Raw genomic sequence first — 18,561 nt, forward strand, 5'->3', positions numbered from 1 at the left:
AGCAACTGGCTAGATTTGCCAAACTATACCTCTTGTAATACTCCGGAGTCATCCAGTTGCACAAAGTTAAAGGTATATTTAGATATTTCGATGGAAAGATTATGCGCTATTTACTTTCCAAAGTCAAATCCAGTTGATAATTGTTCAAAGACTAGTAGTGTTGCGACTTGTTCAATAAACGATTATAGTTTGAAAAAAATCTATTATACTACCGGATCTACACCTTGGGACAAAAATTCCGCAGGTATAGATTGTTCGAACTTAGGTGGAACCTTAGAATAAACTAAAAATTCAAGACTTACTTAGAACTATGGATCTCTTGTAGAGAGCGAATGGTGAAACCTTTATCAGTCATCTCTATCATCCCTTTGATCAAAGCCTTAGCTGCACTTGCAGTAGTTAAACAAGGTATCTTATAACGGATTGCTGCTTGGCGAATCGCAAAACTATCATCTCTGGTCACTCTACTAAGAGGAGTGTTCAGTATAAGATGGATCTTGTTTTCGCGGATATAATCCAATGCAGTAGGGAACTGATTATCGTATACCTTATTGATCTTAGAGGAAAGTATTCCATTTTCGGATAAGAACTTATGAGTTCCTTCCGTAGCGATCAAAATGAATCCTAAATCGGAAAGATCCTTGATATACTTGAGTAGATCCTTTTTGTCCTTATCGTTCACGGAAACGAATACAGTTCCCTGAGAAGGAAGTTCTTCTCCGGCCATGTACTGAGATTTTAAGAATGCTTCCCCAGCGGTATCGGCGATTCCCATCACCTCCCCTGTAGATCTCATTTCCGGTCCGAGGATTGTGTCCACTCCGGGAAATTTATTAAAAGGTAATACTGCTTCCTTCACATTTACTGTCGGGAATGCCATTTCTTTTGGAAGAGGAAGTTGTTTTAATGTCTCTCCCATCATGATACGGGTAGCATATTTTACGATAGGATGACCAAGAGCTTTGGATACAAAAGGAACCGTTCTGGAAGCGCGAGGGTTTACCTCGATCACATAAACTACTTCTTCCTTAACTGCATACTGGATATTGATCAGACCCTTGACTTGTAATTCTAATGCAAGTGCTCTTGTCGCGATCCTAATATCATCCAATACTTTTTTGGACAAGGATTGTGGAGGAAGAACGCATGCAGAATCTCCTGAATGGATCCCCGCTTCTTCTATATGCTCCATGATCCCTGCGATAAATACATCTTTGCCGTCGCAAAGTGCATCTACATCCACTTCTACAGCATCTTCTAAAAAGGAATCTATGAGTAATGGTCTGTCTTCTGAAATTTCTTCAGCCTTCTCCATATACTTATCCAGTTCTTTTTCTTCGCTGATGATAAGCATTGCCCTTCCGCCCAATACATAACTTGGGCGAACAAGCACAGGATAAGTGATATTATTTGCGATCTTTCTAGCTTCTTCCATAGAAGTAGCTATTCCGTTTTTAGGAGAGATCAATTTCAGTTTTTCTAATACTTCTGCGAAACGTTTTCTGTCTTCCGCTCTATCGATAGAATCAGGGCTTGTTCCTAAAATCGGAACTCCCCTACTTTCCAGATCTTTTGCAAGTTTGAGAGGCGTTTGTCCACCGAATTGGATAATCACTCCATCCGGTTTTTCTTTCTTATAGATCTGAATTACATCTTCTAAGGTAAGAGGTTCGAAGTATAATCTGTCGGAAGTATCGTAGTCGGTAGAGACTGTTTCAGGGTTGGAATTCACCATGATGGATTCCACTCCCAGATCTTGTAGGGCGAAGGAAGCGTGGCAACAGCAATAATCGAACTCGATCCCTTGTCCGATCCTGTTCGGTCCGCCGCCCAAGATGATCACTGATTTTTTAGATGTTACATTTGTTTCGTCTTCTTCATCGTAAGAAGAATAGAAATAAGGAGTATAAGCTTCGAATTCTCCGGCACAAGTATCGATCCTCTTATAGATCGGTTCTATTTTAGAAGATTCTAATACTTCTTCCAGATTTTTTTCTTCTTTTTTGAGGATAGAACCTATCTCTGCTTTTTTCTTATCAGGAGTTTGCGAAGTAGAAAGTATCTTTTCTATTTCTGCTTTTTTAGCAAGAAATGCCAATTGTCTATTGGAGAATCCCGCTTTTTTCAGTTTCCCCAATACTGAATTCCCTTTTTGAGCAAATTCTTTTTCTAAATTCTGTAGGTCTTCGAATTGGTATAAGAACCAAGGATCTATTTTGGAAAGGTTATGGATCTGCTCTACGCTATAACCTTCTTCTAATGCTTTTTTAACATAGAAGATCCGTTTATCGTTTGGTCTGCGTAAGAATGAATCTATTCTTTCTTTTCTTTGAGGAACAGATAAAGTATGGAACTCGACTAACTCCGCGAAATTTCCGTCGGAACCGAAGCCGAATCTATCGATTTCAAGGGAGCGCATCGCCTTCTGGAAACTTTCTTTGAAAGTTCTTCCGATTGCCATGGCTTCTCCCACGGCTTTCATCTGGACTCCGAGTGTATCGTCCGTACCAGGGAACTTCTCAAAAGCAAATCTAGGGATCTTTGTCACCACATAGTCGATAGATGGTTCGAAAGAAGCAGGAGTAACTCTTGTAATATCGTTTTTGATCTCATCCAAGGAATATCCGATGGAGAGTAACGCAGCTATCTTTGCGATAGGGAATCCAGTCGCCTTAGAAGCAAGTGCGGAAGATCTGGAAACACGAGGGTTCATCTCGATCACGATCACATCGCCGTCTTCTGGATTCACTGCGAATTGGATATTGGATCCGCCTGTTTCCACTCCGATCTCTCGGATGATACTGATGGACATATCCCTTAAATTTTGGTATTCCTTATCGGAAAGTGTCTGTTGAGGAGCAACTGTGATAGAGTCCCCGGTATGAACTCCCATAGGATCTATATTTTCAATAGAACAAATGATTACTACGTTATCCGCAAGGTCCCTCATGACCTCTAACTCAAATTCTTTCCAACCAAGAACGGATTGTTCTAATAATACCTGGCTGATAGGAGAAGCCTTAAGACCTTTTCCGACCACTTCGTCAAAGGTCTCTTCGTCATAAGCGATCCCTCCACCGGTTCCACCCAAAGTGAATGCAGGTCTTACGATGAGAGGAAGTCCTATTTGAGCCTTGATCTCTGCCGCTTCTTTCAGATTCGTCACGAGCCCGGAGCGAGGAACTTTAACCCCGATCTTCTCCATAGCTTTCTTAAATAGTTCTCTATCTTCTGCCTTTTTGATCGCGTCAATTTTGGCACCGATAAGTTCTACATTATATTTTTCTAATAATCCAGCGTTATGGCAGGCCAATGCAAGGTTTAATGCTGTTTGACCTCCTACAGTAGGTAGGATCGCATCCGGCTTTTCCTTTTCCAAAATTTTTTGGACGACTGAAACAGTCAGAGGTTCCACGTAAGTGGCATCCGCAAGATCCGGATCAGTCATGATAGTAGCAGGATTGGAATTGAGAAGAATAACTCGAATTCCTTTTTCTCGAAGGGCTTTGGCGGCCTGGGTGCCGGAATAGTCGAATTCACAGGCTTGGCCGATAACGATCGGCCCGGATCCCAGGATCAGAACGGAGCGGAGATCTTCCCTTTTGGGCATATTATTTCCAGGATTTTTATTCTGGCCTGTACTTCAAGTCTTTCCGAACAAGAAAGAAAAAAGCGGTTAGATCAAAGTTCTGATTTTGGGAGGAAATAATCTCCCGCCTTCTTCCATTTCCCTGAACCGATCAGTAGGAGCTCCAACTTACGTTGTAAATCCCCACAATAAGAAGCAGGAAGAGGTTTCGTATTCCATGGATCAGAAATTCGATCATAACAGGTATACACGACTCCGTTAGGACTTGGAATGTAAATCAGCTTCTTAGTCCCGGTTTGGAGCATTCTATGTTTGGAAAAAAGAACGGTCTCTTTTGCATAAGGATCAGAAACAGTCACACTATTCCCGTCATTCGGATCGATTGTATGTAGCTCCAGAATATTCGGATAACGGATCCTATCCTTCTGAAAAAAATGATCCCCTCGATCCGAGAACCAAATCCCGGTCTCAGAGTATACCGAACGATCTTCCGGCCAGATATCCGTCTTTGGAAGTTTGGTCAGGTCCCTTCCATGCAAAGAAAGTTCCGGGTTTGTTGGAACTCCTAGAGTGGACAAAACAGTAGGAAAAAGATCTAAAGAAGTAGTGATCCCTTTAAAATTCCTGGTTTCTTTTCTTTCGAAAGACTTAGGGAATTTGATGATAAGAGGGATTTTGGTAACACCTTCCCCTCTTAAATGTTCTCCATGGCCATGACTATGATCTTCTTCAAATAAGGACTCTCCATGATCCGAGGTGAAAATGATAAGTGTATCATCGTACAGCCCTCTTCTTTTCAGTTCTTCCAAAATTTTCCCGACGGAAAAATCAAAGGCGGTTAATGAGGCTGAATAAATAGATCGGATTTGCTCCTGTTCCCTTTTATCAGGCTTCTCCGAATTACTCGGATCCACGAAACGGAAATATTTAGAAGGTCCGTAATAACTCGGATCAGTATTCTTATAAAAAGGATAAGGCGGGCTATAAGGGAAATGAGTTACCGAAGAAAAATACAGAGCAAAAAAGGGACGATCCTTCTTATCAAATACTGAAAATAGATCGGTAAGAATGCGAGAATCATCTCCCAGGCTAGGAAGAGATCTGATAGAAGAAAGATATTCTCCTCCTCCAAAAAAGGTCCCGGTCAAAACAGGAAGAAAAAATACCTGAGATTCAATCGTTCTCTGCTGGGTTAAAGTTTCCGCACTAAAATTAGGAGCATATACATTTTGAAATCCCCAATTCGCTCTCGGAAAAATATCTCCGGCAAATGAAGAAACCACATACGTTCTATGAGATTTTCCTAAAATACCCGGAAGTGTGGGAACGGAATTTCCCAACTTAGAACGATCTTCTCTATCCGGGAACATATCCTGTATCCCATGTTCAAAAGAATATTTTCCGCTTAAAAAATCCGCCCAGGAAGGAAATGTTCTAGGAATCGTAGAATGATGGTCCCGAAACACAAGAGATTCGGAAGCAAGTCGATCTATATTCGGAGTTTTATCCTTCTCTCCTTTTACAAATCCTAATTGGTCCTGGCGGATACTATCCGCAGAGATGATAAGCACATTCGTATTCGAAGAATGTTCCAAAACTTCTTTAGATACGGCTCTATTTTCTTGGGCGCGATTAAAAAAAGAAAATCCAAAACCAAAGAGCGCAATCGCAATAAAGGCCAAATCTTTTTTAGATCTAGAAAATTGGATATCGAAGGAATAAAATGCTGAAGCGACCAAAACTCCCCAAGCGGATCCCAAAAGATGGAAAGAATAGAATAATATTATAAAAACAGAATACCGAATCAGAGATATGTAAGACTTGGATTTCCAAAAAGCCAAACCGGTTCTGGCCACTTGTACGACTAAAAATAAAAACAGAACAGATTTAAAGAAGAAGGGAGAAAAATGATCCGTAATAAAATATAAAAATCCGACCATCCAAGAATGTCTATAATAGAAAAATTCTCCATAAACTTGCGGATACTCGGAAACAGATCCACAAAACAATAGAAATAAAACAGAAGATAGAATTAGATAAATTTTATATATTCTAATATTCTTTCCATGTTTCCATTCGGAAAAATCAGGACCTAAAGATAAGATCGCTGCTCCTACAAAAAAAGCATAAGAAGAAGCGAATACTCCGCCTAAATCTCTCAGCAATAAAGGAATCAGCCCGTAAAAAAGAGAAATAAATTCGCTGATATCCACTCCCATCACATGTAAAGAAGTATTGGTGAGTAGGCATAGAAGGGTCAGAACAAATACGAAAACCCCCGAATGGATCCAAGGATTTCCGGAGTTAAATTCCGATCGGATGATATTTTTAAATTTAAGCCAGAACTCTGACATTCAAAGTATTCCTTCCGAAAGAACGAGGAGTAAATCCTTCCCAGTTCAAAGGAAGAGGAGACTGAACGATAATCGCAGCCACACCTGGCTCATTTTGGGCGATCTCCTCCACTACGTTTTTCAATTTTTCAGTTTTTTTATCCCAGAAAGAATAAGGAGGATCCATAAAATACACTTTTGTTTTTTCGGGAATATCGAAGCCGGAATAAAATCTAAAAGCGTCTTTGCGTAAAACTAAATGAGGTTTTCCTAATTTATCCAAAACACCTTTTAGGCTTTCGAATCTATCCCAGGCAAGTTCCAAAAAGACTGCTCTGGCAAAACCTCTACTCAATGATTCTATCCCCATTTGTCCTGAACCGGCAAATAGATCTATAAATGCGGAATCTTCCAGATTCAAACGACCCTGGAGCTGTAGAGATTCAATAATATCAAATAATGATTTCTTAATGATCGCAGGGGTAAAATTACTCTTACCCTCAGGGCTAACTGGAGAAGGGATCAATCTTCCTTTCAATTCCCCGGTCTGGATCCTTAAACCCTTTGAACCTTTTGTTTTTTTTCCCGGTTTCATTTTTCCTCTTTTCTCTTTTCCAGATTCATCTCTAATATCCGGATCCGTTTCCCCAATTTCGAATCCGAGGGAACGGATTTGAGCCTTGCCAGAACGGAACTCGCCGTCTCATATTCCTGAGAAGAATACAATATGCAGGCGTATGTGTAAACACCTTCGGAGTATCGAACGGAAGACTCTCCCTTATTCAGGAAAATTTTTCCCCAGCGAGTGCCTGATTCATAAGATTCTAAAACAAGTGCACGTTCTAAAAATAAAAAAACGGAATTATAAAAAATAGAAGGTTGTTCCTTGGATCTGGAATAAATGCTTAATAGGGTCTTATCTATCTCTTCTAAACTGGACTCGGAAGCAACGTATAATAAAAGGATCTTATAATCCAGTTCTCCTGATCTAAGTCCGGATCTGGAAACTTTTACTAAGGTGTCGTAGTTTCCTTTTTTATAATATTCATACACTTGATCGAAATCAACCGAGTGGATAGAAGTCGAAAATAAAAAGATTACGGTAAGTATTAGGGAAGCGGCCCGAAATAATGCTTTAGAAAAAAAGCCGGACCGCAAAAAGATTAGAGTTCGATTACGTTTGAAGAGCCACACATGGAGCAGATATGATTTTCTGGGCCGTCGTAAGATCCTTCTGCATCATCTTCCCAACGATGATCACAATCCTCGCATACAAAAGTTACGGCGTCCTCGTCGAGGTAATCCTCGTCGCCGTCTGTTTCGTAATCCTCGTCAAAATCATAATTATAAGGCATATTTACACGGAATCCAGGAGGGGTCCGAGAGTCAAGCTAGAGTAGGAATTCCAACCCCAAAAAATAAGTGAAAGGTCCAGGCTTTTTTTAGAATCTGACTTTATACATGCTCTACCAAGCCAACCACAGAAGTTACAGAAAAAAAGCGAATTACAAACCGTTAGTGTTCTTTTTGATCCTGCTAGGTTTGGCAGGGATCGCATTTTTTTTCAGGCAAGATATCAAAAATCTGTTCGCAGGAGATAGACGTTTACTTCTCGAGAAAGAGAGAAAACTACTCCAAGAAGGGATCGTAAAAGGTGAGCCAAAAGAAGGAGAGATCAAAGAATTCAAATCTACCGCAAAAGATTTCGTCACTTCTAATCCAAAAGAAGGGATCTCTTACCATTATGCTGCTCTTTCCGGATATTATGAATTTTTACTATTAGGTTTTAGATTCGATTCCGTCACTCTTTCCAAAATTGCATACACAGGTTTCCAGGAATTTTTAGAACAAGACAGTTCTTACCTTCCTCTTGTAGAAGATTCATATAGACAGGCGTTGAGGGCACAAGCAATTGACCCTGAATTCTTAGAATCGACTGACAATCGTTATCTGATAGCGTTCGGAGAATCCATCCGCCAAAAATTGAGTCGTTCCGCATTAAATAAACTTCTGATCTCGATAGAGCCTGAAAAATTAAGTCCTGAATTGAAATCGGGTTATGCTTGGACCTGTTTGGTAGGAAGTGCGCTTTCTGGAAATACCGAGTTCTTGAAAAAAATACTTTCTCAGCCGGATATCTCAGGCTCCCTCCTACTTTCCGCAAGAGAATCGGATTTTTTGATCGCATTATCCGAATTCAGAGCTGGCCAATATGTTTCTTCCTTAAATTATTTAAGAAGGGTCAAAAATATAAATGAGGATTTTTTAACCGGAAGTTCCAAAATTTTAGAAGCAAGGATTTTTTATTACCAAAACCTTTCTCCTAAAGCGATCGTATTATTAGAAGAATATTATCCGAGCTCGGGCGATAGAAAAGAAGAAGTTTTAAACCTAGCGAGAGAGATCCTTTCTAAAAACCAAACCCTGAAAACAAAATTGCCCGTAGAGGATTAAGAAAATGAAATATTCTTTCTCTATTTTACTTTTAACTTTTTTAGGATGTGGAATAAAGCCGGTTCCACCTCCCGCAGGACAATTCTGCGAGCCGATGCTTAAAAACACACAATGTGTGTATCTGGACTTCAGAAACTCTAAGGCGATCTTAGAGGATAAAGAATATCCAATGAAGTCCACAAGTATCTTGAATTTTTCTTATAAAGTGGACGAAGTATTCTACGAAGTAGAAGTTCTGAATGAAAACCGAGTAAAGATCACGGGCACAAACGGATTCCAAAAAACATTATTAAAATTGAAAGATAAAGACGAGAGAAAGAAAGAATACGCCAAACTATGGAAGGCAATCAAGGATCTGTTTTAATATTAGTCGCTTCGCTTCCTAACACCCGAAATTGAATACTCGTGGATAATCCGGACTTCAAAACGGGCTATATAGAAATTACCTTTAGGTTTCCTTTTTTACCGTATTTAATGATTTCTTTATCTTTAGTAACAAGTTCCGCATTTAGAACTCTCGCAGTTGCTACGATGATCCTATCCGCCGGATCTCCGTGAAAGGAATCAGGTAAATTTACACTTTCTACAATTACTTCCGGAGTTAAGTGATGAGGTTGGATCCCGGGAGCGTTATATGCATCTTGCAACCATCGATTCAAGGTTCCGGAGATTTGGATCCTTTTTTTGGCAACGAGCATTCCCACTTCCCAACCGGATATTTCGGAAACGAATAACCCTCTATTAGGGATATGCTTATATAATTTCCTAAGAATAGGTTCTTTCTCTATTTTAGGATCTCCTTCCATAAGCCAGATCCATGCATGAGTATCCAGAACGATCATCTATTTAGAATCCGCATCCCAACGTAATCCTAAACTAGGAACGATATCTTCATTCTCTTGGATCCTTCCTTTTAGATAACCGAATAGGCGGGCAGCAGTGCTATCCTTGATAGTCACGAGCTTAGCCACAGGTTTTCCATGTTTAGTGATAATCACTTCTTCCTGGGTTTCGTGGACTCTGTCCATTAGGCTTAGACATTTGGTTTTGAATTCGGCAGCGGAAAGTTGCATACTTCTAGAATTATAATATGACCAGTCGTTAGTGTCCAGTTTTTTATTCGAAATTCCCCGGAATCCTCATTCCACTTGAATTTTAAAAGAATATATGCCCCAGATTTCCCAAACTACTCGAATGAGCGATGTAGACATTCTTCCATTAAATAATTTCAGAAGTACCGACCGGATCACAAAAAATGCTCGCTGGAATGAGTTTTTTCTCCCCTATTGATTCCTACGCATATGAGTGATTCACGTCGTAAAACTCGTTTTTTTATTTTAGCAATTCTTATTTGTTCTCTATTCTTCTCCTGTGCCGAAGCAAAAGGAAAAGAAAGACCCAAGGCGGAAAATGGAATCTTAGATCTAAGCAATTGGGATTTCGAAAAAGATGGAACAGTAGAATTAAACGGAGACTGGAGATATTATTGGAAGGAACTCATTCCTCCTAAAAATTTCCAAGACGATCTTGTTTCAGATCCAAGCGGGTTCATTCCTGTTCCTGGTGTATGGAATGGACATCCTTTAAAAGGAGAACCTTTACCTGCAATAGGATACATCACCTATCACCTAAGATTATACTTACCCGAACATGCTCCCGATCTTGCAATACGAATAGACGACGGCCAAGGTTCTGCATATTCCTTATATTGGAACGGCAAGTTAGTCGCTTATAATGGGCATCCAGGCCCTTCTCCGGAAGAAGAAAGTCCCGAATATCTTGCTCAAACAAGCTCCGTTTCTCATTCAAAACAAGTGGATCTAGTGATGCATATTTCGAATCACTACCATAGAAACGGCGGGTTCCAAATGCCGATCTTACTCGGTGACTCTTCCCGAATTTTTGCGGCAAGAGATCGGAACAGAATGACTAACGCGTTTTTGGCAGGATCTTTACTCATCATGGGTCTTTATCATATGGGTCTTTTCCTATTTCGCAAAAAAGAAATGGAGATCCTTTGGTTCTCCCTTACTTGTCTTGCTATCACTTCCAGAGTACTTACCAGCGGAGAAAGATTTATAGGAGAAGCGTTCAGAAATGTTCCTTGGAATATTTTTATACGTGTAGAATATCTCTCCTTTTATTTAGGCGTACCTTTTATGGCTATGTTTATGAGGACTTTGTATCCTGCTCAATTCAGGAAAACATCCATGATCGTTATTTTAACATTATCACTCCCTCCATGTTTATCGATTATAGTCCTTCCTCCTGCACTTTTCAGTTATACACTCCCTTATTACCAAGCATTGATCGTATTGGGCGGAATATATGGTATGATCATGTTGACCATAGCTATATTCAAAGGTTTACAAGGCGCAAAATTAATGTTACTCGGTTTGGGAATATTCTTTGCAGCCGTTTTGAATGACTTTATTTTTTACCAATTCCACGTCGGACCTGGGTATCTAACTCCTGCCGGTCTATTCTTATTGACATTTGCAGATGCGGCTTTGTTGGGTAGAAGGATCGCAACTGCGTTCAATACCAGCGAAGAATTATCAGTCAATCTGGAGAAAAAGGTAGTAGAAAGAACAAAAGAACTAGCGGAAGAAAGAGACCGAACAGATTTACTATTATTGAATATTCTTCCTAAACCTGTTGCAGAAGAATTAAAATTAAAAGGATCTGTGACTCCCGTATATTACGAATCTGCAAGCATACTATTTACGGACTTTGTAGGATTTACTAAAATTGCAGCGGAGATGGTACCAAAAGATCTGGTAGAAGACCTACATAATTGTTTTTCCGAATTCGATTCAATCGTATCACGTTTAGGTTTAGAAAAACTCAAAACAATCGGTGATTCTTATATGTGTGCCGGAGGAATTCCTAATACGAACTCTACTCACCCAGTGGACAACTGTTTGGCCGGTTTAGAATTTCTAAGGTTTATGAATAAGATGGCTGAGTCCAAATCACAAATGGGACTTCAATTCTGGGAATTAAGAGTTGGTGTTCATACTGGACCGGTGACTTCCGGAGTAATAGGATCCAATAAATTCGCTTATGATGTTTGGGGAGATGCGGTCAATCTTGCGAGTAGAATGGAATCCTCAGGTAAACCGGGGCATTTAAATATTTCAGGCTCCACCTACGAACTAGTGAAAGATTTTTTTGTATGCGAGCATAGAGGAAAGGTCCAAGCAAAAGGAAAAGGAGAAGTGGATATGTATTTTGTGAATTCTATTCGCCCTGAACTTTCCTTGGACACAAAAGGAATTTCTCCAAACGAAAAATTCGAATCTCTAAGAAACGAATTAAATCTGAAATTAAGCGCGGTATGATCTTCTAAACGAAGTACGAACGGAAAGTTGGAATTATTATCTTCTATAAATACGAGGGAAGATAAAAGTAATTCCGTAAATCATTCCTTGCGCTTTTACATCTTCAGGAACTCTTCCGAAATTTTGCCCTCTTAAAGCATCCACACAGGATTGGTCCACTAAGGATTGTCCTTGGGAAGAGATTAGTTTTGTATCGATAACCTGGCCCGCATCGTTTAATAAAAATTGGACTTTTGCTTCCCCAGGTTCTATCGCTTCTCGGATCACTGTTCCAGCGCCGTCACGATATCCAAAGTTTCCTCCACCGGGAGGAGAAAAACTTTGCTCAATCTGGCGGAGCATTCTTTTGAAATATTCATAACCCACTAACTTCTTAGTAGGAATACTCATAGAAGAACTTCCATCCCAACGAAATAACATATCTTGTTGGAAACGATAATTCATTGGGATTTTTGTCATTCTTCCGGTAGCTGGAGTTTGCTCCGGAGTTTGTTCATTAGGATTCGTAAATTCTACGGGATCCTGTTTTAGGATAGCGACCTCATATACTTTTTCTTCTTCCGTTTTCTTTTGGGCATTTTGAGGACTTGCCTTGGAAGGATTTTTGAAAATATTTCCCATTACGAATTCACGAAAAGGAGAAAGTGTATGAAAACCTTTCTCCTTGGTGATACCACCGGAACCCGCAGACTCTACATTAGACAATGCCTTGTATTCGTCCTTGATCTTTTTGTCTACGAACTCCTGCTCTAATAGGACTTCGTAAATTTTTTCTCGTTCCGCTCTTTCTTTTACCTGAACGATCGGGTCTTCTCCCAAGATCTTAAATAGAATATTGCGTGTGAATAAGTGAGCTACTAAGAATGAAGCGAATGCAAATACGAAAAAAGCAGCGAATAGAAGGCGACGATCGTCTTCTCCTAAATCTCCTGTATTATCTATTTCACTTTTAAAAAAGGCCGGGAGCCGCATCTTCTTCTATTCTTTTGCCGAAAGCCGGAGGGACTCTGTCCATCAGCTTATAAGCCTTCTCCGTGGCTACTCTACCGGAAGAGGTTCTATTGATCAAGCCAACTCTTACCATGTAGGATTCGTAATGGTCTTCCAGAGTCCTTTCTTCCTCTCCGATTACTGCGGCGATCGGTTTTAGACCAACAGGGCCACCCTTGTACCTATCGATCATACATTCCAAAATCTGGCGATCCATTCTATCCAGGCCCAATTCGTCTATCCCCAGGCGGAAAAAAGCCTCTTCGCAGGCGGGGATTCGGATCTGTTTTTCTCCTTTTACCTCTGCAAAGTCCCTTACTCTTTTGAGTAAATGGTTCGCGATCCTTGGAGTTTTTCGGGACCTTCTTCCTATCTCGAATGCGGCGTTCTCTTCTATCTCGTAACCCAAGATCTTGGAAGATCGAAGGACGATATCTTTCATTTCAGCATCGTCGTAATATTCCAAACGGAAATGGATACCGAATCTACTCTTGAGTGGATCAGAGATGAGTCCGCTCCGAGTGGTGGCGCCGATCAAAGTGAATGGTTTTAATTTGATCTGAATGGTCTGAGCTGTGATCCCCTCTCCCACAAGAAGATCGATCATGAAATTTTCCATCGCAGGATATAGGATCTCTTCTACCTTGCGGCCTAAGGAATGAATTTCATCTATAAATAATATATCTCTCTCTTCCAGATCGGTGAGTAATTTTGCGAGGTCTGCTCCTCTAGTCAAAACAGGAGCGGAAGTTACTACGATCCTAGTGCCAAGTTCTTGGGAAATGATACCGGCAAGTGTAGTCTTGCCAAGACCAGGAGGCCCTGATAAAAGTACATGATCCAGGGCCTGGCCTCTTTTTTTAGCGGCGCCTACAAAAACACCTAGATTGGACAGGATCTCTTTTTGTCCTATAAACTCGGAGAATAAGGAGGGACGAAGAGATATCTCATCGTCAAATTTATCCTCCGGATTTAAGGTATGTCCTGCCAAAAGATTTATTCACTCCGCCAGCTTGACTGAAATTTTTAAGATCTGGCCTTTTCTAAATACGACAATCGAAACACGTTGTCCTACTTTAGAAGCTCTGATCTTAGAAACCACATCGTTTGCGTTCTTGATCTTTGTTCCGTCTATTTCCAGGATCACGTCTTCTACATCGATACCTGCTTCGGCGGCAGCGCTACCGTTCTGTACCTGGCGAACGAATGCACCTTCCGGTCCGGAAAGTTTGAGTTCTTTTGCGGTTTCTTCGGTAAGATCATCCAACGCGACACCTAAGCGAGCACGTTTGACTTTTCCACCGGATTTTAATTCTTCTACGATTGCCTTAGCTTCATTGATTGGAATAGCAAAACCTAGACCGATAGATCCACCACTTGGAGAAACGATCATACGGTTGATACCTACCACTCTTCCATTAATATCGAGAAGTGGTCCTCCTGAATTTCCTTGGTTGATCGCAGCATCCGTCTGGATATAATGAACTCCAGAATTATCGATTCCACCTCTTCCTACTTTGGAAATTACTCCTACAGTCATGGATTGTTCCAAACCGAATGGAGCACCGATCGCGATCGCCCAGTCTCCCACTTTCACGGCAGAAGAATCTCCTATCTCAATCGGCTGAAGATCTTGGTTCGCTTCTACCTTTAAAAGGGCAACGTCGATCATCGGGTCTGTTCCGATCAACTTAGCGGAAACAGGCTCTTTAACATTCTTAAAAACTACTTTAAATTTATCGAAATTACGAACTACGTGATCGTTGGTGAGAATATATCCTTCTTTATTGAGGATAAAACCGGAACCAAGTCCGCTCACTTTTCTTTTTTGATTTCTTACTCTACCTTGAGGTCCGTAAAAGAATTCTTGGAATGGATCATTGTATTGAGGAACGTTTACTGTTCCTTCGGTTGCGATTAAAACAACACTTGGAGAAACGTTTTCATAAACTTCTTCAAATGCTTTTTGGATGGAGACTGCTGCTTTCGCAGATGCACTTGGCTCTCTATCTGATTTTGCATTTAGAAATAATGCACTGTCATTTCCTGTTCCGCAATACAAGATCGGAGAGAGGATCACTCCGGCCATTACGGATATGCCTATCACCAGGAAATTTTTGAATCTGTCGGTTTTTTTCATGGATTCCTGTCCTCGGGAATGGGATTCCGGTAGATGAGCTTTCAGCATTCGAAGCAAAACCACTCATGTCAAGTGGCTTTCGAATCCAAACGCATGGCACAAATACCAGGATTTTACGTTTTTGAAGGTTTAGACGGAAGTGGCAAAAGTACCCTATCTGTCCGAGTCTTAGACCTTCTTACCTCCAAACATGTTCCAGCAATTTGTTTTGCGGAACCAACTCGGTACGAATCCGGGCTTTATCTTAGAAAATTTTTAAGCGGAGAAATTGAACTTTCTCCAGAAAACCAAATCAAAGCATTTTTAGAAGACAGAGAAGTTTCGCTCAGCCGAAATATCCTACCTTCACTCTCCCAAAAAAAGATCGTGCTACTCGATCGATATATGTATTCCACTGCGGCTTATCAATCTGGGGAATTTTTCTCAGCAAAAGAGATCCTGAAAAAGAATTTAGACAGAGGATTTCCTGAACCCGAAAAAGTTTTTTATCTGGAAATACAACCGGAAGAAGCTTTAGCGAGATTGAAGGGAAGAGACACTACTAAAGATAGATTTGAAACGATCAGCGCTTTGACTAAGATCAAAAAGGCTTACGAAGAAATTCTTCCGGAGAATACCATCCGTTTAGATGCAAAACTCCCCACGGAAGAATTATTAAAACTAGTAACCGAAAAAATCTCTTATTGAACCAAGGATTGTTGCAGAGTTTTTAAGGTCTCTTCATGGATAGAAGCTTCCTTGTCCAGTTGAGCTGCAAGTTCTACTAACTTCTTTTTACGAGCTTGAGAAGAATGATGTTTTGGTTCTGTGGAAGCAAGTTCTCTCAAATGGGTTGCTTCATTTCTTTTCTTTTTGGAAAGATTGACCAGGTATTTTTGGAACGCTTCTTTTTGCTCTGCGGTGGATAAACTTTCCACCAATGCCTTTTCGATCAGTTTTGTTTCTTCTTCTGCGGAGAAGGAAGAAAGTGCAAATGGAAATAGGGACAGAATTGAAATTAGTCCGACAAGTGATTGGATCTTCATCTTGACTCTCTTTGATAGTTCTAAGGCCGATTTGTATTTTTGGTCCGGCCGAACTCAAGTGTTTATAAGATACAAATCCTGAACAGCAAATTTCTATACGCCGAGATTCTTAGAAAATCTGGCCTATATCGATGAATAATTGAGAATCTTCTCTGGACTTAGCATAATCTATCAAGATAACCGTGGCCTGGTTCCAAATAATTCGAAGGCCCGTGCCGTAAGAAAATTTATAACCTTGTGTGCTTATATCATGATATCCGTTCCATACTCTACCAAAATCATAAAATGGAACAAGACTCAAAGTAACCAACTGATCCCAAAATTTGAATGCTCCGAATCTCCAACGTATCTCTAAATTTCCGAAACCGATCATAGGAGCGATAAATCTTTCCTGTCTATAACCTCTTAGAGTTTGAAGACCACCCAATCCGTTGATCGGCCCATCAATGGACCACATATAACGATATTCTGAAAAAGGAACCTCACCTTTTGAATAATGAAGTCCCGCTCTTCCTGCCACCACAAGCTCTTCGAAAAGTTTCGGGAAAGGCATATAGAAAAATTTACCTTGGGTAAAAAACTTCTCAAACTCGAAATCCGAACCGGCACGTTTGGAAGAAGAAGAATAATTCATCTCTAATAAAACACCGGAATCAGGATCCGGTTCGAAATCTCTAGTATCGTAAGCAAGTCCTATATGGATATAATTTACATTTCCACCGTGATAACCATTAATAAGACCTGCTTGGTAATCTTTGGTAAGTTTAGATATTCCGTTCGGATAAGAAGAACCCCAACCAGTGGAAGGATCCCTCGCTACAGAATAATAATCTCCATTGGTAGCAATCCTTCCATTCGGATAATCATAAGTTCGGATCACGTTTTGGGAAAACTCAGGAGCAATGATCCAGCGGAAAGCTCCCCAGAAAGTTTTATCGACCGAGAATGTAGCGGTAGAAGAACGAAATTCGTATGTATTATATAAAACATTACTTTCATACGGATATACGGATCCGGGAGAAGAAGGTCTGCGATAGGAAAGAGCATCTTCAAGATCGGAAAAACTTCCGCCATTTTTCAATTGGCCTGTAGGCTGATTCCTATCTCTATACTGAATTTCGCGTAACGTATCGGTTCCGATCCCGAAATACTGAGAGTTCTTATTTGTGCTATAAGAAACACTTGTCTTTAATCTATAGGCGGTGTCGAAAAGAAACGGACTATCAAAAGTAAACTCATAGTAGTCCGCACCTTTCGTAGTCTTGTATGCTTGAGCACCGAATCTATATTTGTAAGGTTGGAATTCAAAATAAGGATCGGAACGATTTCCATTCTGGTATAAAAATCCTCTGGCACCGTAACCTTGTCCTCTTACAGGATCTTCTGAAAAAACAGGAAGGCCGGTCGCATACCAACCGCTTCTTTTTTCCTCCAGCTCTTGTTTAGAGAGACGTTTGGATTCGTTTAGGTCGATTGCAACCTTCTCCCCTTCCGAAAAAATCGAAACAGGGATCAAGATACAGGCTAGAAAAAAATGCCGAAGAGAAAACATGCAACCGCCTATGGGCAAGTTGAATAAGAGCAGTAAAATGTAAGCTAAAAACCTCTAAAACTTTCCAGGCATTTGGGTAAAAACCGACTTCCAGGAATCAGATTGACTGCACGGGCAATTCTCAAAAACTCACCTACATAAGTACCTATAGCTCAACGGATAGAGTACAGGCCTCCGGAGCCTGGGGTCCGGGTTCGAGTCCCGGTAGGTACAAAATCCCAAACTTACAAATCAAGGGACTCGAAGCGAAAGCTGGAAAGCGATCTTAGCGACCCATAGGGAGCGTGAAAAGATCGCGAGCGAAACACAGGATGTGTTGAGCCCAGCTTGAGACGCCCCAGAGCTTAGTTGGCCAGGATGGACAACTGCGTCGGGGCGAGTCCTTAATAGCAATGCATTACAAATTGCGTAACGGCTAGTCCCGGTAGTTACACAGCTCACTTTATATCCAATTAACCAGCTTTAATTCCTTAATCCTTTTGAATTCTTTTTCATTATTAGTCACAAGGATATGATCATTCGAAATAGCCTGAGAGGCTATTAAGAGATCAAAAGGACCTATCGGCTTCCCCGACTTTTCTAAACTGAAACGTAATTTAGCGGCGATTGCTGACGAATTGCTATCAAATGGTAGTATATTCAAATATCCAATAAAATCGGCCAATGCTCTTCTATTCTTTTCTTTATGAAGGCTTTTTTCAACGCCAAAGTATAATTCAAATTCTGTAATAGAAGAGATATAGATATTCTCTAAAGCTACCTTCTTAAATTTTTTATAAACCGAATCAGGTCTTTGATTTATGATATAAATGCAAATGTTTGTATCTAAAAGATACTTATTCATATAGGATCACGCCTATCATAATCCTTAGGCTGATCCCTTTCTATTTTTAAATCATTGGAAAATTCATTTAGAGTATTCCAAAGTCTATCTACAGCATCCTCTATAGGAGTTAATACTACGATCTCCCCTTCCTTATGGATATAGACTTCTTTACCTTTAAATCTATATTCTTTAGGAAGGCGGACTGCCTGGCTGTCTCCATTTTTGAATATTTTGGCTCGATTCATATATATATTAAAATATATATTTTTTGCAATGTCAAGACCTTTGTAATACGCAAAACGGCTACA

At 40.3% G+C, this 18,561-nt stretch carries 18 protein-coding genes and 1 tRNA gene; 5 read left to right on the forward strand and 14 right to left on the reverse strand.

Annotation, left to right across the window (positions count from 1 at the left end; translation table 11 throughout):
- Positions 1-298: 298 nt before the first annotated feature.
- The 5 genes from carB to EHO58_RS08935 form a co-directional block, all read right to left on the reverse strand.
- Positions 299-3,610, reverse strand: a complete 3,312-nt coding sequence (gene carB / locus EHO58_RS08915; RefSeq protein ID WP_135679682.1) for a carbamoyl-phosphate synthase large subunit — start codon at positions 3,608-3,610, stop codon at positions 299-301.
- A 71-nt stretch (positions 3,611-3,681) separates the two neighbouring features.
- Positions 3,682-5,943, reverse strand: coding sequence for a sulfatase family protein (locus EHO58_RS08920; protein ID WP_135679683.1), 2,262 nt, complete (start codon positions 5,941-5,943; stop codon positions 3,682-3,684).
- The gene (locus EHO58_RS08925) at positions 5,924-6,517 is read right to left on the reverse strand and encodes an RsmD family RNA methyltransferase (RefSeq protein WP_135679684.1); all 594 of its coding nucleotides are present in this window, start codon (positions 6,515-6,517) and stop codon (positions 5,924-5,926) included. The genes EHO58_RS08920 and EHO58_RS08925 overlap by 20 nt, the downstream gene beginning before the upstream one ends.
- Positions 6,514-7,080: a hypothetical protein gene (locus EHO58_RS08930; RefSeq protein ID WP_425269437.1), complete on the reverse strand. Its 567-nt coding sequence runs from the start codon at positions 7,078-7,080 to the stop codon at positions 6,514-6,516. The genes EHO58_RS08925 and EHO58_RS08930 overlap by 4 nt, the downstream gene beginning before the upstream one ends.
- A 5-nt stretch (positions 7,081-7,085) precedes the next feature.
- A complete protein-coding gene (locus EHO58_RS08935) occupies positions 7,086-7,277 on the reverse strand; it encodes a hypothetical protein (protein WP_100722977.1) in 192 nt (63 codons plus the stop codon).
- Positions 7,278-7,383: 106 nt separating this feature from the next.
- Here EHO58_RS08935 and EHO58_RS08940 point away from each other — a divergent pair, with 106 nt between their 5' ends.
- On the forward strand, positions 7,384-8,376 hold the full coding sequence (locus EHO58_RS08940; RefSeq protein ID WP_135679685.1) for a hypothetical protein: 993 nt from the start codon (positions 7,384-7,386) through the stop codon (positions 8,374-8,376).
- Positions 8,377-8,380: 4 nt separating this feature from the next.
- A complete protein-coding gene (locus EHO58_RS08945; RefSeq protein WP_135679686.1) occupies positions 8,381-8,740 on the forward strand; it encodes an LIC12806 family lipoprotein in 360 nt (119 codons plus the stop codon).
- Between the two features lie 67 nt (positions 8,741-8,807).
- Here the strand turns inward: EHO58_RS08945 and EHO58_RS08950 are convergent, their stop codons facing one another.
- A complete protein-coding gene (locus EHO58_RS08950) occupies positions 8,808-9,218 on the reverse strand; it encodes a type II toxin-antitoxin system VapC family toxin (protein WP_135628669.1) in 411 nt (136 codons plus the stop codon).
- On the reverse strand, positions 9,219-9,449 hold the full coding sequence (locus EHO58_RS08955; RefSeq protein ID WP_100722981.1) for a type II toxin-antitoxin system Phd/YefM family antitoxin: 231 nt from the start codon (positions 9,447-9,449) through the stop codon (positions 9,219-9,221).
- 228 nt (positions 9,450-9,677) lie between these two features.
- On the opposite strand from EHO58_RS08955, the gene EHO58_RS08960 reads away from it, so the two are divergent.
- The gene (locus tag EHO58_RS08960) at positions 9,678-11,720 is read left to right on the forward strand and encodes an adenylate/guanylate cyclase domain-containing protein (RefSeq protein WP_135679687.1); all 2,043 of its coding nucleotides are present in this window, start codon (positions 9,678-9,680) and stop codon (positions 11,718-11,720) included.
- A gap of 36 nt (positions 11,721-11,756) precedes the next feature.
- Here the strand turns inward: EHO58_RS08960 and EHO58_RS08965 are convergent, their stop codons facing one another.
- Genes EHO58_RS08965 through EHO58_RS08975 form a run of 3 tightly spaced genes read right to left on the reverse strand, consistent with a single transcriptional unit; the run spans position 11,757 to position 14,850 of the window.
- Positions 11,757-12,692, reverse strand: a complete 936-nt coding sequence (locus EHO58_RS08965) for an energy transducer TonB (RefSeq protein WP_135628671.1) — start codon at positions 12,690-12,692, stop codon at positions 11,757-11,759.
- Positions 12,670-13,701: a Holliday junction branch migration DNA helicase RuvB gene (gene ruvB, locus EHO58_RS08970; RefSeq protein ID WP_135679688.1), complete on the reverse strand. Its 1,032-nt coding sequence runs from the start codon at positions 13,699-13,701 to the stop codon at positions 12,670-12,672. Before ruvB ends, EHO58_RS08965 begins: the two co-directional genes overlap by 23 nt.
- A gap of 9 nt (positions 13,702-13,710) precedes the next feature.
- The gene (locus EHO58_RS08975) at positions 13,711-14,850 is read right to left on the reverse strand and encodes a S1C family serine protease (protein WP_165780258.1); all 1,140 of its coding nucleotides are present in this window, start codon (positions 14,848-14,850) and stop codon (positions 13,711-13,713) included.
- Between the two features lie 93 nt (positions 14,851-14,943).
- Between EHO58_RS08975 and tmk the strand changes: the two genes are divergently transcribed.
- Positions 14,944-15,537, forward strand: coding sequence for a dTMP kinase (gene tmk / locus EHO58_RS08980; RefSeq protein ID WP_135679689.1), 594 nt, complete (start codon positions 14,944-14,946; stop codon positions 15,535-15,537).
- Here the strand turns inward: tmk and EHO58_RS08985 are convergent.
- Both EHO58_RS08985 and omp85 read right to left on the reverse strand, forming a co-directional pair.
- Positions 15,531-15,875 (reverse strand): LIC10421/LIC12816 family protein, encoded by a 345-nt coding sequence (locus EHO58_RS08985; protein ID WP_100722986.1) that lies wholly within the window; start codon positions 15,873-15,875, stop codon positions 15,531-15,533. The genes tmk and EHO58_RS08985 overlap by 7 nt on opposite strands.
- A gap of 109 nt (positions 15,876-15,984) precedes the next feature.
- Positions 15,985-17,427, reverse strand: a complete 1,443-nt coding sequence (gene omp85, locus EHO58_RS08990; protein WP_135679690.1) for an Omp85 family outer membrane protein — start codon at positions 17,425-17,427, stop codon at positions 15,985-15,987.
- A 141-nt stretch (positions 17,428-17,568) separates the two neighbouring features.
- On the opposite strand from omp85, the gene EHO58_RS08995 reads away from it, so the two are divergent.
- Positions 17,569-17,640 (forward strand) — tRNA-Arg (locus EHO58_RS08995).
- Between the two features lie 229 nt (positions 17,641-17,869).
- Here the strand turns inward: EHO58_RS08995 and vapC are convergent.
- Both vapC and vapB read right to left on the reverse strand, forming a co-directional pair.
- A complete protein-coding gene (gene vapC, locus EHO58_RS09000) occupies positions 17,870-18,271 on the reverse strand; it encodes a type II toxin-antitoxin system tRNA(fMet)-specific endonuclease VapC (RefSeq protein WP_135679691.1) in 402 nt (133 codons plus the stop codon).
- The gene (gene vapB / locus EHO58_RS09005; protein WP_135679692.1) at positions 18,268-18,498 is read right to left on the reverse strand and encodes a type II toxin-antitoxin system antitoxin VapB; all 231 of its coding nucleotides are present in this window, start codon (positions 18,496-18,498) and stop codon (positions 18,268-18,270) included. Before vapB ends, vapC begins: the two co-directional genes overlap by 4 nt.
- Positions 18,499-18,561: the final 63 nt, after the last annotated feature.

Source organism: Leptospira selangorensis (assembly GCF_004769405.1).
In the GTDB taxonomy this organism is placed as follows: domain Bacteria; phylum Spirochaetota; class Leptospiria; order Leptospirales; family Leptospiraceae; genus Leptospira_B; species Leptospira_B selangorensis.